At 47.3% G+C, this 16,602-nt stretch carries 8 protein-coding genes and 1 tRNA gene; 2 read left to right on the plus strand and 7 right to left on the minus strand.

The features are described 5' to 3' along the window. Positions 1-72 precede the first annotated feature (72 nt). Positions 73-834, plus strand: coding sequence for an HNH endonuclease (locus ACTJJ6_RS21495; RefSeq protein WP_440802822.1), 762 nt, complete (start codon positions 73-75; stop codon positions 832-834). Positions 835-1,053: 219 nt separating this feature from the next. Here ACTJJ6_RS21495 and ACTJJ6_RS21500 read toward each other — a convergent pair whose 3' ends face one another. Genes ACTJJ6_RS21500 through ACTJJ6_RS21515 form a run of 4 tightly spaced genes read right to left on the minus strand, consistent with a single transcriptional unit; the run spans position 1,054 to position 12,813 of the window. Continuing rightward, a complete protein-coding gene (locus ACTJJ6_RS21500; protein WP_440802824.1) occupies positions 1,054-6,897 on the minus strand; it encodes a DEAD/DEAH box helicase in 5,844 nt (1,947 codons plus the stop codon). A gap of 28 nt (positions 6,898-6,925) precedes the next feature. Continuing rightward, complete coding sequence (locus ACTJJ6_RS21505) at positions 6,926-9,007, minus strand: hypothetical protein (protein ID WP_440802826.1); 2,082 nt, start codon at positions 9,005-9,007, stop codon at positions 6,926-6,928. 15 nt (positions 9,008-9,022) lie between these two features. Further along, positions 9,023-11,581, minus strand: a complete 2,559-nt coding sequence (locus ACTJJ6_RS21510; protein WP_440802829.1) for a hypothetical protein — start codon at positions 11,579-11,581, stop codon at positions 9,023-9,025. Further along, positions 11,578-12,813 carry a DNA cytosine methyltransferase gene (locus ACTJJ6_RS21515; RefSeq protein WP_198635760.1) on the minus strand — a complete coding sequence of 412 codons (1,236 nt, stop codon included), beginning with the start codon at positions 12,811-12,813 and terminating at the stop codon, positions 11,578-11,580. Before ACTJJ6_RS21515 ends, ACTJJ6_RS21510 begins: the two co-directional genes overlap by 4 nt. A 278-nt stretch (positions 12,814-13,091) precedes the next feature. On the opposite strand from ACTJJ6_RS21515, the gene ACTJJ6_RS21520 reads away from it, so the two are divergent. Continuing rightward, positions 13,092-14,093 (plus strand): DUF4917 family protein, encoded by a 1,002-nt coding sequence (locus ACTJJ6_RS21520; protein WP_182265210.1) that lies wholly within the window; start codon positions 13,092-13,094, stop codon positions 14,091-14,093. A 168-nt stretch (positions 14,094-14,261) separates the two neighbouring features. Here ACTJJ6_RS21520 and ACTJJ6_RS21525 read toward each other — a convergent pair whose 3' ends face one another. The 3 genes from ACTJJ6_RS21525 to ACTJJ6_RS21535 form a co-directional block, all read right to left on the minus strand. Next, positions 14,262-14,450: a hypothetical protein gene (locus ACTJJ6_RS21525; RefSeq protein ID WP_440802833.1), complete on the minus strand. Its 189-nt coding sequence runs from the start codon at positions 14,448-14,450 to the stop codon at positions 14,262-14,264. Between the two features lie 214 nt (positions 14,451-14,664). After that, positions 14,665-14,749 (minus strand) — tRNA-Leu (locus ACTJJ6_RS21530). Between the two features lie 1,062 nt (positions 14,750-15,811). Then, on the minus strand, positions 15,812-16,528 hold the full coding sequence (locus ACTJJ6_RS21535) for a LuxR family transcriptional regulator (protein WP_440802835.1): 717 nt from the start codon (positions 16,526-16,528) through the stop codon (positions 15,812-15,814). Positions 16,529-16,602: the final 74 nt, after the last annotated feature.

Below are 16,602 nucleotides of genomic sequence, written 5' to 3' on the forward strand. Positions count from 1 at the left end.
GGCATTTCCTCCCCTACCTGGCATAGTTAACGCATTCGGTAAATCGATGAGTTAACTGCTGGGTATTGATGTATGGCTGCTGCAAAACTTTGGACTAGGGAAGAATTACTGATCGCTTTCACGCTGTATAGCCAAATTCCATTTGGCAAACTCCACTCGAAGAATCCCGAGATAATCCATTATGCAAAACTGATTGACCGTACGCCATCGGCGTTAGCCATGAAGCTGGTTAACCTCGCTAGCTTGGATCCATACATTATCGAATCTGGCCGTAGTGGTTTGAAAGGGGCCTCCAATGCCGATCGTGAATTGTGGAAAGAAATGAACCAAGATATGGATTTATTCAATCAGCAATGCCAAACGGCAATGGAACACTTGGATAAACCAGCCGCACCTGATTTTGATAAAGAGCAAAAAGATTTCAGTGGCAGAGATAAGTTCTCTACAATCAAAACACGTGTAGACCAAAACCTGTTTCGCAAAAATGTATTGGAAGCTTACGAATATCGTTGCTGCGTCACTGGTCTAGAAGAACCGTCATTACTCGTTGCTAGCCATATCCTACCTTGGAGCCACTCGATCGAACAACGCCTTAACCCTAGTAACGGATTGTGTCTGTCCAGTTTGCACGACAAAGCTTTTGACCGTGGGCTCATTACGTTTGATGATAAGTTGGAGTTGGTATTATCAACACAGATTAAGAAGTTAAAAAGTAGCATTTATGTGAATAACTTTGAAAATTATGAAGGAAAAAAAATTCGGTTACCGTTATATTATCACCCGGACAACAGACACCTGGCTTATCACAGAGATAATATATTTCTAGGTAACTAAATTTCACTTATTTTACTGCATATATAATCAGGCTAGTCTAACAATTTGCTCAGCATTGAAATCCCTTCATTTAACTCTTGACATAGCCCCGTTTAGCCGGAGTAACTGTATCTATCATAAAACCTTGCGATGTCATGTCATTGCATGAATACGCTTTCGATATGAAAGCGCATTCAGCAAAAACATCAGCCAGTAATTATCAACATTGTTGCTGACATTCTAACTCGGTTTAAGATTCGCCAGCGCACGCAGCGGTCGTCTTTCCAATTCAAACGTATCAATGAATAGTAGTGGCGACTCCCCGCCAGCCAATCCAAAAGAGTCAATCAGGGCATCATGTTCGGCTTCTCTCCATTGCCATAAAGGATGTGTTACGGCCGCTCTCCAAAGTTCTTTCCCATCCTGTATTTCAATAAGAACAGGTAATGAATACTCTTTTAACAATTTGATCGTTGCCGGTCGTAGTGCCTCGACGTCTTCCGCTAACTCAAATGCTCTTTGTCGCCATTCTTTCATTTCTGGCTGACTCCAATCAGCGGCGTTCAGACCACACACGAATTCGGGCATAACCATTGCCCGTAAATAGGCCATACCTAAACGCCAGTCCAGCAAGCCGTGATACCGACGGTTGCCATAGCGCTGTATGCATTTGTAACAGGCCGTTTGACATTGAGCAGGATGATCCTTCTTCAGAAAGTCAACCATTGGCCAGACGCACTTATCTTCCAGAATCTCATGCAATAATGTGACGATCAAAGGTGGACCGCCAGCGATGGCAGGTTCGGCAAGTCGTCTGCATAATCCTGAACCATTGATCAACGCGTCGGCGATTTGCAAGATGGGTTTACCAAGATGCACTCGGGGTTCAAGCATTTCGAATTCATCTGGCGAAACATCCAGATAGAGTGCTGCCTTATGCGTCAATATCTGGGTCGCACTAATAGCAGCAGCACGCGTAGGCAAATTCATGTGCTCGCCGTATCTGGCGACCATGTCCAGATTAAGGCGTGCATCGAATTTAGTTAATTCAATATGAAGCGATTCTGTCTCTTTGCTTGATACAAGTCCAAAACTTTTTTTCTTGCCGCTACATTGCCAGCGCGGGTTATTGTGAGACTCCAACCAACCTGAATCGATAGCCTGTTCACCTTTAACTGACGGACAATAAGTAGAAAAGGGCATTGGTGCTTTTAGATCATTTGCCAAGTCAACAGTAAATCGTTCACCTTCCTTTTCTCCATTAATGGGGCCATCATTGAGGCGAAGAATGGTCACTTCGCCACGTCGTACAGTGAAAGAGTCGCATTTTGTTGGAACCCCCTCATGCAACACTGTCGCCGTGGTTTTTAACGACATACGGATAAAACTATCCATATCGTCTTTGGGTTTGAAATCCGTGCGAAAAGCTGCAGGCGTGATATAAAGCCTGAATTCTTCAGGACTGATCGGTGTTCGGCAATCCTCGCAATTAATGTCGTTGTCAGGTTTATGTAACTCCAGCTTGGCAGAACCGCATGCAGGGCAAATTGCTACATGGCTACACGACTCCTGCCATGAGCCTACCACCGAAAGATCCGATATTCGATTGTTCTGGATCTGTGGTTCCTGGTAATTTCCTGTGAAGCCTATTACCTCATGCTTTTTCTTATCCTTGATCAATACCGAACCAGGAGCATATTCAAAAACTGCTAGATCAAGATCGCGATCCATCGTCGACCATTCGTATTCTTCTTGGGCATTTATACCTTTTGTTTTACGTAATCCTAAATAAAGGTTTCGCACCCGAGTCGGCATGCCATACATCGGCAGTTTACCGTGCTCGGCCAGGAAACGTGCAAGCCCTATATCGTCTTCAGGGACGCAAGCGTTCAGTTTATCGATTTCATCAATTATGCCTTCCGCATTTACTGCAGAATAAAGACGCCGTTTTTGCTCTGGATCGAACGTTGCTGCCTCAATAAAGCGATCATGTATATTCTGAGTTGTTTTCAACGCTCCCAGCAATCGTTCAGCCCAATTCTTTTCATCGCTATGATAGTAATCATGCGTAGAAATATATTCACCGTGAATATCAGGTGGAACGAGTTTATCTCCAGGGAAGGTTATTCCATTTCTATAATCCTCTTCGCGTAAAAGATTAAATGCAGCTCTAAGCCATACTTTCCGCATGAGTCTTAATGGAATGGCGTCGTGATCTACCGCCAGGAAAGGTGGCGGCGGCGAATCGCCGGTGATTGCATGAGGATGAGCAAAATAGTATGCATCATGAGTACGCCCACGACAAAATGTGATAACAAAAGAAAAAGCTTGGCCGCGTCGTCCAGCTCGACCGACGCGTTGCTGGTAGTTAAAACGTTGAGGGGGCATGTTGGCCTGATAAACCGACTGAAGTGAACCGATATCAATTCCGACTTCCATTGTCGTAGTAACGGCTAGCATATCAATTTCTGTGTCTAGCTTTTCAAGTTCACTAACTTTATCGACAAAAATCCCCTTGAACTTACGCAGACGATCGGAGAAATCATCCGTCTGCCCCGTCAATTCTTCGACGTTCAGCCGGAAACGTTTAACTCCGTCTCGCTCTCCACGTACAATGCGTTTACCAAGAAAATTGTCTTCCCATAGATCTTCGACAAACCCGCTGGGTTCAAGAGCGAGTGCATTCACGCAACGGGTACAATATTTAAACCCTAAATGTAAGTGAATTCGCCCACAGTTACCGCATTGCCAGTAATTATCGCCAGGTTTGGCGACCTTAAGAAACAACTTGCCGATACTAATTAACCCCGCCGGATGTTTCAAATCAGCAAACTGCTTTAATACACGTGTCAAACCATCTTGATAGTTGTTATCACCAAACAAAACCCTGGCAATTCGCTTAATCTTTTCTTTTTCAACATCTTTCCCAAAACACCAATCACGAGTGCGACTTTCATCGTAATATTTGTTCTCTTTAACACGATAGGCACCGGAAAACACCCTTAGCCAAGCATCAATTTCAGGCATTTCATCTTTATCTGAGATGCATGGATATGCCAATCCTGTTTCTTCCAGCGCGAAAAATGTATTGGCGAAAATAACATCATCTATCAGTTCAGACTGATCTAAAGATATTTTCGTTTTTATTTTCATTCGTTCATGAGAAGGAAGCCTTTCACTAAATCTAATAGTCGCCCCTTCTTTAATGAAATTAGCATGCCAAACAGTGCTATCATTCTCATCTGAATTAGAACGATATTTATAGGGTGATATTCCCAGCCTGACGAGCTCAGATGTGATTCTTCCTATTGAGTCGCCTTCAGACTCCAGTAATTTGTCGATTTTTACCCGTCTATATTTACAAAGCTCAGTAATTCCGGCTTGGTTTTTTTGAAGATCATGCAGCCTGATATATTCATCATAATCTCCAGATTGTTTAGCCTTGGCTTTCCTGTCTTCAATATCCGCGTCTGAAATGTACCTGCTTTCAGCCTCGTTAATCATCGCTCTGGAAGATGCGACCAATATTTCCCTGCGTAGATCACGCAAGTGCAGCCGTTCGATTTCCAGCGCCATTGATGCCGCATCCTGTCGACTGTCTGAGAAAACAATACTCTTTGCTTCCGCGCCAATCGCATGTAGTAATTCAAATAGCTCCGTTGCTACCAGCTGGGATGATTTCGTCACACCAGTACGAAATGCGCGAATGGGCGTTCTGGAACGATTGCTGGCAGGCCGGTTGGAATAGTCAATGCCGCAGTTAGGGCAGCAGAAAGGCTGCGCAGAAGGGCTCTTCGCAGGCTCGCCTTTTTTAGGCTTAACCGGATTCTGGAAATAGAGATACCCGCGAACCACGCCAGTATTTGTCGGTGATATATCCTGCCCAACAGTCACTATACCAGTAACAGGATTAAGTGCCGCCTTATCCCAGGCATCCCAACCTTTTTCGCAGCCTGCTGGACTTTTATCTGACATATCGACAGGCCAGAAAACCGCAAACTCATCCAACGTCATATCATCGTAGTATTCTGCGCCGGGGCGTTCTGGAAGATTTTCCAGATTGGTTGCCGAAGGTAATAATTCGATGGTTTTACCGTGATTCTGTCCCTTCTGACCGCCGATCAGTAACTCGCCGCACGCTTCACAATACAGCATTTCGAACAAACGGCGACCACGTTTCCCACCTGGAGTTGATGGCGCATGCGACAAGCCTCGTTCCAGACAAAAATCGGAGAATTTCGCCTTTTGCTCTCCCGGCGATACGGAGGCGAAGAAACCCTCAATATTTCTGACGAATGTATGCACGCGAAAAGCTGGAGTGACGTTGGCAGGTTTCTCGAACTCTTTCCCAGATTCCGGCAGCGCGCGTAACAGCATTAACCCGCGCAATGCTAATTCCAATTCATCTTGATTACCCGCGTCTTCCTTAATAAAAATCTTATCAATGATTAACCCCGGCGGCATCGCTCGCGGCGACTCGCTGCCTTCTTTTATGCAAGCATTGGTCAGCAGCGCAGCTGCTTTTTCCGCTGCTTGTTTAATGCCTTGCATGCCATTTTGCGCTTTCAAGCCTAGAGCCAGAAAGACATTAGACAAAGCCTGATTAAGCGCGTCCGTCATGTTCAGATTACGAACGACGTTTTCCTGCCCCTCAAGTGCAACCCGCATCAATGCGGCGAAAGGCCACACAGCGATTTTTCCTTCAGGTTTTGGTGGTATATATGGTTTTCCCTGAATAACGCAATTACGCCAGAAGTCAGGCTTATCGCTACCGGGATCCAGAGAGTCGCGGCAAGTGCCAAAGGGGGCAAAGAGATCCCGAAGGTATTTCCGTGATTGTTCTCCATCCGTGCCATCCATCGGAAGGGATGCAGACGACGCCAGCAAACGCAGTTTGTAACGATGTTTCGGGTCATCAAGCCCTAATCTGATAATCAGCGACTTAATTAACATTGCGGTTTCGGTTCCAGCAGAACCACGCATTAAATGCAGCTCGTCGAATACCAGATAGAAGTACGCGTCGTTGTTATTCATCAGCCATTCACGCGTAGCATCAAAAATACCGTCCTCAACTTCTCGCGAAAGCATAGCCCCCAGCATTGAGGCGTTAGTGACGAGAACGTCAGGCGGGGCTGCCTGCATATCCCAGCGAGAAACCATTTCCCCACCGTCTGTCGAAGGAAATATATATCGGGTCTTTTCCGAAACGTTTTCTTTTTCTTCGTCGAATGCACGCGCAGCCTGCTGATCGCTATCAATTCGCTTCAACGCCTTACGTAATTTTTCAAGATTACGGGCACGACGACTTTTTTCCGATTTGACTCCAGAGATTCGGGGATGACTGGCGTAGCCGGTAACCGGTGTTGCGCTGGTATATTGCCCGAAGAAGATCCGATTTCCTGCGAAGCGATGTTCCATCACCTGCCGTGCGTCATCTGAATCCAACGTTTTACGTAAACGCGCCATTTGATCTTCAACTAGAGCGTTCATTGGGTAAAGCACCAGCGCCCTGACTGCAGCCTGACGTTTTTCTCCTTCACGACGAGAAGCCCAGCTTGTTTTTTCGCCGTTCCACCATCGATTTTGCAGATAACCGTCGTAAGGTGCGGCCCAGCTGACAGCCTCATTCGATAGTGCTGCCAGTATAGGCAACATAAAACTTTCCGTTTTTCCCGAACCTGTTCCCGATGTAACAATACCGGGGCAACCAGGAGAAAGACCTCGCTCCAGCATTTGAATCTGGTGGCTATATGGCGCATGGACTGAACGACGCGGCCAGATCTCATCACCAGGTTTCGCATCGAACAGACCAGATAACGCTAATTCAGCGAACGCCTTACGGCCTTTATGAGACAAACTATTCAGCGGCCCACAGTCCATCTCGGCCAGAACTTCTAGCGTTTTATCAGAAGATTCATACCGTAAAACAGGTTCAATGTATGGTTCTGCGGCAAATTCACCGCTACTGTTCAGCAGATTGCGTCTTGATGCTGCGACGGAAGGATCGGCAATTCGGAAGTTGGTTTCTATATATGAAATGAAGAAGTCCTGAATGCGGCGAAAACCACCAATCGGATCTAACATGATTTCCTTCTCCTATAATTTATTTGGCTTACATCTCGTTATTCTGTAAATCGGCGTATAAATCGATTAAGTACTTCTGATATATGGCTTTGTTTTTATCATCAAGCGGCGCGAATTCATGCGCAGTTTTCATCGCCCGTAGGGTATTTACCAGATCCAGACGCCCGGCCGACATTTCATCCGCGATAGTGAGTTTGTCTTGTAGCGAATCTTCTGATGCCGGACCGGGATCCAGCTCACTATGATTTTCTAAAGAAAGATGTAAAGGAGACAGCGCAATCGCATCCCGAATGATGACGTTTTCCATCCGCAAGCGAAGATGTTTTCCCTTTATTTTCTCCACCTCATCGCAATCTTCATTTTCAATGGTGCCGCAAATCAGAAAGCGTCGGGGTAAATCGCCGCTGTGTAATTGATCTTTCAGCGCCGGTAACCAGAAACGCACACCGGAACATTCGACACACTCAATGACAGCGAGAATCGTTCGCGGACGGGAGGCTCCACTCAGTAATAACCCCTGGTAAAGCGGTGTCGCCAGATGATTCCCCGCGCGAACCCAAAGATCCTCGCAGGAAATCATCGTCGGATCAGCAACCAGTCGGATGGAGCGGCCTGAAGAAATCAGCGATTCGGCAATAGCAAGGAAGTCTTGTGTTTCCGGGCCATATAACAACGGGCACTCGCCGGCCAACATCAACACCAGAAATTGCGTCATGAGTATCTTTCCGTCGGGCGTCAGCAACTTGTTCTCTCTGACGGTCTGACCGAATTCTTCACAGGATACGACTCTCGCTTGCGCCGGGAGGCGTACTTCAGGAATCGCTGAGTAAGCCATACGACGAGCCTTCTCAGTAATAGCAATATCCATTTTTTCAAGTTCAATTTTCGCCTGGGCAGTACGTTCTTCGGTATCTGTTAAAGACGCCAAACATACTTCATGCTCACAGCTCAGAGAAGCCAGTATCTGATGCTGATTTTCGTTCTGAGCATATAAATCAGCGCTGGTGTCTTTCAGACGGCTAATTTCGCTTTCGAGATGCACTTTTTCCTGTTTAAGCGTTCGTTCTATATCCGCTTGTTTTTCTGCGAAATCAATCTGAAATTTTTCTTCTTCGAGCTGCCGTAATTGTACGATCTCTTCTTCGATCTCGCTTTTCCTTGTCTTCTTCAAAACGGCCATTTCCGTTTCAATAGCTTCACGGCGTCGCAGTCGTTCAGCTGAAAACTCTTTATCAAGCGCCTTATACTGTTCGGCGCGCAACGCGACTCGCTCTTCTTCCGCAATGTTTTGTATCTGATGCTCGAGAAGGTAGGCAATCTGCTGGTCCTTCAACACTGATTCGGTAAACTGACGAGCCAGCGAATCCTCTTCCTCCAGTTTCTTAGCCAACTCTCCTGCCCGGAGCGTTTGAGCGGCAGCCAGCAGAGCATCGACGCCGGAAGTTAATTTTCCATTTTGCTCATTTATGTGCACTCGGAGCCATGAAGCGATTTCGGTTGTCAAACCAGCGCAGGAAAGGTGTTGAATAACGTTTTCGATGTACTGCTTATCCGGCGTCCAGTCATGGATCCGAGCAGGTGATGCATCGACATCGGGCATATAAAACGACTTTCCACTTTCAGATATGCCGGATACGGAAATCACACTACCTTCATGGAAATCATATTCATAAACGTTCTGGCTTTTGGACAGAATCAAATATCCTGATTTCGACTCAGCCATATTCGCCAGAATCAGACCATCCGGCCCAAAACGGATAGCCCATAATCCTGGTTCGCCATCTGTCGTTATGCCATTGAAACTCAATTGGCGACGCACTTCCAATAACGACTGGCCGGAAGATAAATCATAATAAGGATAAATACGGCGGGCATGTTTCGCCTGAGCTCTGTTGCGTATGCCGGGTCCAACATGAAAAGCAGCCCATTCGTCCTTCCGAAGTTGCAAAGCGTCAGTCTCGTTAAACTCAACTTCTCCCGTACGAGGGAACAATTTCTTAGGGTTTTCGATCGTGCGCCAACCAACAGGCGTTTCCTGCACGATAACTTTGAGATAAGACTGATAATTTCTGCGATCAAATTGACCAAGATACAAAGGGATTTTGCTCATCTTTAATTTTCCTTATCATCCCAGCGTCAGCGTTAGCCGACCGTTTCGCCAAATCGTACGTATTTTTCCGCCGGAATGACGGCTGGCGGAAACTAAGCGGTTTATATCACCCTCACCATGTGGAAAGAGGGAATTGAAGCATCCCGGAAGCAGCGATTCTAACCAGCGGAATGAGACGTCATCGACAGGATAGGCATAACCGGAGTCCACCGGACCTCCGTTTCTGAGCGTGTGACGCCGTATTCCCGCGGCCAGCGCATCGGGTAGGCCGCAATCATTAATAAGGCATATCAGATGATTTTTGGCGACGCGTTCAAACACGGGTTCCCGGTTTTTCGCGCCAGCGGTGATAATAGCGGCAGTTCGGGAAAGAAAATGCATCGTTTTTCGCCCGGAAATCACCCGATAGATATCATGATCTCGCCCGCCAGGATGAATATGAAGTGACAGAGACACTGATTCTTTCTCTAGGGAGCCATCCTGCTGAAATATTCCCGAACGCCAGTTCCAGACCGCCGCTGGCTCGTGTAGTTCAGCGGTGCGTTCCGTCGTGACAAGTGAAAGCGGTGTTGTATTGGATGACGATGGGGCTTCGATAAGCGGCCATCCCAGACGCTGAGATAACGCAACAGGATTAGCGAGTACGGCTCCAAATACAGGGGGCGACCAGAAGCTTATGCCACGACGACGGAAACTTTCTCCGCCCAGCCCGGCAACCGCTTTTTGAAAATCATCCATCAGACTGGCGCAGACAGCACCTTCCACAACAACCAGAGAATTTTCTCCGTTGCAAATCTGAAGCAACGAGGGTTTAACCAGCGTCCATGCCCGACCTTTCCACTCAGGGCGTAGGCGTGGCTGGATCAGACCCGCATGATGTAAACAACGAATCAAATGCCACACGTTGATGTTGTCGGCCACATGCCTGAGAAGAGCAAATAATTCGGCTTCTTCCCAGCCGCTAGCTCCGCTGGCGTAAATCGCCTCTAGAAGATGATCGCAGCATACTTCGTTATCTTCCCACTGCAACAGTTCTTCGAAATTAAACGTCGGTGCCTGTAGAGCAGACATCGACCAGTCATAAAGCGGTTCAAATCGGTATCTTGCGCTTTCGCCCAAAGTCGGGTGTGGTACGGCGCGAGTGAAAAATCGCGCGCGACGCCTCCACGGCGGCATTTTTTCCCCCACTTCAAGCACCGGCTCGATAAAGAACTCACCACTAAGCGACCCAGTAGAAATCAAACGACCATCTATTACAGAAACATTGGTTCCCGCTCCATCATTTCCAGATGCATATATTTTGTAGCTTCGCGTATCTGACTCAACAGAAGGCAAAAACGCCGGTAATCCCAGCCATCCGCCAGGTACGCGTATTCCACCGTATAGCTGAGGGCGCGTAACGTCATCATCTTGAATACCCAAAGAGGATCTTAGTGAGCGGAATATATCCATCGCTGAAACCTGGTTCAGCGGCTGGGTCGTTAAAACCCACTCATCCTCTGCAATATACCCGTTGAGGCGTTTGCTCATCTGTACAGAATGTTTACTGGATAAGGCGATATGAAACCGTTGCGAATATACGTCAGGAGACGATTTCGCTCTCCAGCGCCCATTTCCGATCTCATAAAAAAATAATAATCCGGCCTGCGTCGCTTTCCCCAGATTTTCGCTGTTCTCAGCGTAGTGGGCGCTAAGGGCTTTGGATAACGTAGGATGAAAAACTCTTTCTCCTCTCTCGTCCGCGCTACTGAAATAACACCGCGAACCGTCGAAGTCGACATACATATCAATGATGGACTGATGCGTCGTTATACAGGACGATATCCCGACCGCCCGTTGACGCAGGCGCCAGAAAGGCATATCAAACAGTGCGCGACGCCCCAACAACCACGCATCTCTGAATTCGGCGAAAGCCTCCTTCAGCGCATGAGAAACGCTTTGTCTCTGAATAACAATCTGAAAGTATTCTATTAACTGGCGTGGGCTAGCGGCGGCTTGCGGATGGCTTTCAAGACATTCACTCATCAGGCGCAGATCGGCTCTATTCGGGAATGCCAACCGCAAGGTGTGACCGATCTGAACCCAGCCATCCCGCGGCGGCAAGACAAGGCGCCTGTAGGGTTCGCCTTCCTGAATACGTTGATTCAGCCATTCGGCTAATGCCTCCCACATCGCGTTGACGCCAGATAAGTTCTGAAAGCTATGCCCGGTTCCCAACCAGTTCTGTAACTTCAGACGAAAATCATTACGTTCTTCCTGTGCGTCGAATTGACTACTAATAAGCAACGTCATGACAAGATACGTAAAATATCCGGGCGATCGACGAGTCGACTTTTCCATCATACCGCCTTCAAGGCGCTGCGGCAGATCTCGTATTTTAGACATACAGGTTCGAAATGCTTCTTCAATTTCATCCGCGGTAATGCCTCTGTCAGCGAACGCTGCCGCAAGCGTCACTGGCGTAACTTCAAACCAGCGAATATCTTGCGCGTCGCCGTCAGCACCGAACCGGAGAAAATAATCGATCAGTTTACTTTCCCAACCATCGGGCGTGACGAGCGACGTCCAGTTCATTCGCGAATATCCTCCATCTGTTGGGTATTAATTCGGACTGCCATCGCGAGTGGCTCTAGAATGCGTTCGGCCAGAAAACTAACAGAAGGAACGGCAAGGCCATCGCCGATCACTTTAAACGCAGAATGATATGCCACTGGGAGAATAAAATCGTCCGGCAACCCCATTAACGCCGCCGCTTCTTTGACCGACAACAAGCGCGTTTTCACCTGCTCGCCTTTGACAACGATAATACGAGGACGAGAAGCTCCGCCTTTTGGCGTTCTAAGACAACCAAGAACGGCTGAGAACGTAATTTCAGTCCGTTGCCTGTTGACGCCTTTTTCTTTGCGCATGCGTAAATAAAGGCTGCCAGTTTTTGTCGTACCGGATGCCTGCGCGCTCGCTAGACGCGCCAAGTTCGCCGGTGCCATCATACTGATAAGCCGTTGTGTTTCATCGACAGAATGCCATTGCGCATTTTCGTCTTCAAAATCGATTAAGTCGTCCAACTCCTTCGTTCTGGCGTCTGGTATATTGCCAGGCGACCACCAGATCCAGTCATTACGAACATCATCCGCCAGTGCATCGCAGGCGCGAAGAAGCGAAGGTGAATGCCATTGCGACAAAGGTTCTTCTGAAACCAAAATTTCGGGAATAGAAACATGGCGACTAATAGCCATAAGAAATACACGGGGCCTGGACTGTGGAAGAAAGTGCTTTGCATCAATGATTACTGCGCCATATCGGTAGCCCGTTTTACTTAACTGATGGCATATCGCAGCGAAATGGCTCCCCTGATCCAGCGTCAACAACCCAAGAACATTTTCAAGAACAAGAATCGGCGGTTTACGGTTTTCCTCGCCGAGCCTGCTTATCAAATCGAGGAACGGCCATACCGCGCCGGACCGCGTGGTTTCATCCCCGCTGGAGTCTCTTTCGCCGATCCCCAGTCCATTACCGGCCAACGATAAATCCTGGCAAGGGAACGAGGCCCAGCTTAAATCAGCATGGTGTGGCAGGTCATCAGGGTCAATTTCGCGTATATCGCGCATATCGAAATGTTCATCTCCCCAGTTGTCGATGTAGGTCGATGCTTTTATCGGGTCCATGTCGTTGGCGAACAGACATTGCCACTGTTTTCCCAGCCCAGCTCTGGCCATACCGCCGCCCGCGAAAAACTCATAGAAACTGAACCCCGCCTCGCAAGGTTCCGTTAAATGATTGTTATCCGTGACAGTTTCAACGCTCATTATTGGACCATAAAATAATATTACTGAATCGGAGCATCACTCTACTTCCTGAAAAGATAATGTTAACTAGATAGTTTATAAAATCATGAAGATAATATCCATATGAATAAATGTACGCGCTTAAGCCGAAAAGTTTATAATCCAATTGAAAACAAAGATATTTTTTCCTTCATCAAATTATGGCTATTGAAACGAGGAAGAAAAAATGCAAATAGTCGGCACCTTCGCTGTAAAATGTCTTTTATTTAAAATACTCACTACTGGAGCTGATACCTAAAATGTCGTTTACCATTTCCCCTTGGTCTGAGCTAGCACAACGATACGATGGAACCATTTTACTGGGCAACGGTGCAAGCATCGCCGTCAGTCCTCGTTTTGCGTATGGATCCCTACTTGAATACGTCACGCAAAGAGAGAGTCTGGAGGAAGATGTACGCAGGCTTTTTGACTTTTTTAAAACGAAAGATTTTGAACTTATTCTGCGTATCGTTTGGCAGGCATCTAACGTCAATAAATCTTTAGAAATTGAGGATGCCCGTACCCATGATGCCTATCTCCGAATCCGCGAATGCCTTATTCAGGCTGTACGAGATGTGCATCCTGAGCATGATGAAGTTAATGAACAACTGCCATATATTTACGAATTTCTGAAAAGATTCAATACTGTTATTTCACTTAACTATGACCTGATCGTTTACTGGACAATGACATATGGCCTGGATATCAATGATCAACACCGATTTAAGGATTGCTTTCTTAAAAGAGGTCTTTTTGAACAGGATTGGCAACGGTTAAGAGGGATGCTTATAAATGAAAAATCTAATACGCTTGTTTTTTATCCGCATGGCAGCCTTATATTGTGTCGAAATCGTATCGAACAGGAGAGTAAAATTCATATTCAGAACACGGGGTTGCTTGAATCTATTTTGGAACGTTGGCAAAGCGAGGAAGTCGTTCCGCTGTTTGTGAGCGAAGGAACGTATGAACAGAAAGTTAATTCGATTCATAGCAGTTTTTATCTTTCAACGATTTACCGTGAAGTTCTCGCTGAACAGCGTGAAAATCTTGTGATTCTAGGTTGGGGAATGGGCGAGCATGATATACATCTACTAAAACGAATGGCTAGGGCGGGCATAAAGCGAGTCGCGGTATCTGTTTTTAGAGGAGATCAGGCATATTGCAATAGAGCAAACCAATTGATCAAAGACAATCTTGGGAAAAATATTATGATAGAGTTTTTCGACAGTGAAAGTCCGGGCTGTTGGAATCAGCGGCCATAAAATTTGACACAGGGGTTCTAACTGGTAACAGTGTAAGGACGTAACTAAGGCGGTACATTACCAGTCTGCGTTCCTTTATAGATTTAAGTAGAATAAAATTTTAATTTTTCCATTGGATAGTTCATTAATTCGTTGGGCTGTCGCCACAACCGTAGACATTATCTGTCCTCACAACGAGGCCTGTTCGAAGGCCTCATGGCTCATCGCCGTGTACTGATTCTGCAGCCCAAACGGCAGGTAGCTGTCGCAGTGAACCAATACGTTCTGATAGAAAATGGTGCTGCCAAACACCGAACGCGCCAGATTGACTTCGCCCGGTGTTAACGCCCGCGAGATCCCTTCCTGTTGTGGCTCCATCCTGGAACGCCTTGATCCGAAAGGCTTCAATGAAACGCCACTTTAGCCTCTAAGGTCAATCAGATAGGCCTTAGAAAAGCATCAGGAAGATCCAGTTTTTACGGGGATGAGAAATGGGTCAATACAGAGTAAAAATAGAAAGGTAGTGGCGGCGGGCAGATTACAGGCACAAAAAAACCACCTTTCGGTGGCTTCTTGTTCGCGCGGTACTTAATGGTGCCGAAGGCCGGACTCGAACCGGCACGTATCTCTACGGTTGATTTTGAATCAACTGCGTCTACCGATTTCGCCACTTCGGCACTGAAGTAGTATGCGGAAAACGGGTGAATTATACCTTCCCGCGACCAGCACGCAACACTTATCCGTTGTTCAATGAGTTAAGTGTCGAAAAAACCGCCGCAACGCGCGTTTGTCCGCCCCGCCTTCCTGCTGCGCGCCCTTCACAACTGCGCTGGTGATGAGCATCAAGCTATTGCAAAGAGCATCGGGGCTCAGTCACCACCGCACTCACGCGATATCGTCCGATGCCAGATTCCAGCATCGTTGCGCAGAACAATGATGGCTCCTCTGCCGAACGTCACTCGCTCCCACTAGCCAGAACCGCTCGCCCAACTAGCGAAACAGGTTCAGGAACCCGCCACGCGCCAGCCTCCCTCCTCATAGCCACCAGCCCCTATCAAAAACAAAATAATCCCCAGCCGCAATGACAACGCTGCAAATAATTGCATAACAATGTGTCAGCCAATAAAGAATGAGGTTGCGCAACATTCCAGGAACAATATTTTTTCATTGCTGAATATCAGACAGGAAATAAAAAATCGAAACGGGGGCTATAAAAAGACAGAGGTTATTCACGCTGGATGGGTTTTATCTGAAATCACCAGAAAATAGCGTACATACATAACAAAATGGCTAGTTTATGCCTAAAAACCAGCTGAGATCGCTTGCCTCTGCGGAGTTAATAGCTTTAAGATGGTGCAAGAAAATTTTCCCTGGTGTTGGCCAATATTGGCAACCTGGCCCTACGCGGTCAGGTTTTTTTTTGTATTTTTTATCAAAACATTACCGGGAAAGTGTATCGCCTTAAGGGGTGGGAAACTAGTTAGACTAAAGTACAGTCCCTTACTAGACCTTTATAAGTTCATGCAGGTTATTATTTCACATCGCAGAGATCGGAGCCGATACGCTATTGCAGCCTTCACGTTAATCGCCACGCGGCCAACTCAATACCGATTTAACGCCCGTCATTTCCCGAATCGAAAGACGCTGTTCGCCAGCCGATATTTTCTCCATTTAGACGTATCCCGGCTGATGAGTTCTGCGCAGTCGTTGCCTCAGTATTCCACAGGCTAGCTAGCCCATCACTCCACCGGTTTAATCAGCCGCAGCTCCATCCCCAGGCGCACGGCATGTCGGGCATTCGTGACCCCCAGCTTTTTGACGACGTTGGACATATGAAACTTGATGGTGCCGGTCTTGATGCCCAGGATCATCGCCGTTTCCTGGTAGGTTTTACCCACGCTGGCCCAATAGAGGATCTCGTTTTCCCTGTCGGTAAAGCGGGCGTTTCTCTCCAGGGCTGCGGCGTTTTTTGCTGACAGTGGTGACAGCGCCAGATAGGACTCATGGATTGAGGCCAGCAATACCGAAATATCACCTTTACGATCGGTGAGCGCCTGAATGGCTTCCGTTTTCTGTTCCGCATTGAAGGCAAAGGAAAGCGTGACGAGATTGTCGTTGTAATCGTGCAGCACGAAGGTATAGCCGTGCGTCACACCGAACTCGCGGGCCTGTTCAAACAGTTCGGGAAAATGCAGCCCTCCGTCCGCCATGATTTGCTCGTCCCAGGCGAAGGGGGTCAGGCGGTTGCGGGCGGTAAGCACCACCGGATCAATGTACTGCAACCCCTGCTCTTGATACTTTTTTACCCATTCACTCGGGTAGTTGGTGACGCCAAAGATGCAGGCAATGTCTTTTTTGGATAACACCACATACGCCCACAGAAGATCGCCCAACTCTCCTAGTGCCGCTTCCAGGCGCTTGCCGATAATGTTGCTGAGATTATATTCATCTTCCATTGGCTGTCTGCCCCCTCTCCCTGCATTGCCGCTGAGGTGACTATAGCACGACAAAAACCGCAGGCGGGGGGATG

This window comes from Serratia sp. 22278 (assembly GCF_052045405.1).
Lineage (GTDB): Bacteria > Pseudomonadota > Gammaproteobacteria > Enterobacterales > Enterobacteriaceae > Serratia > Serratia marcescens.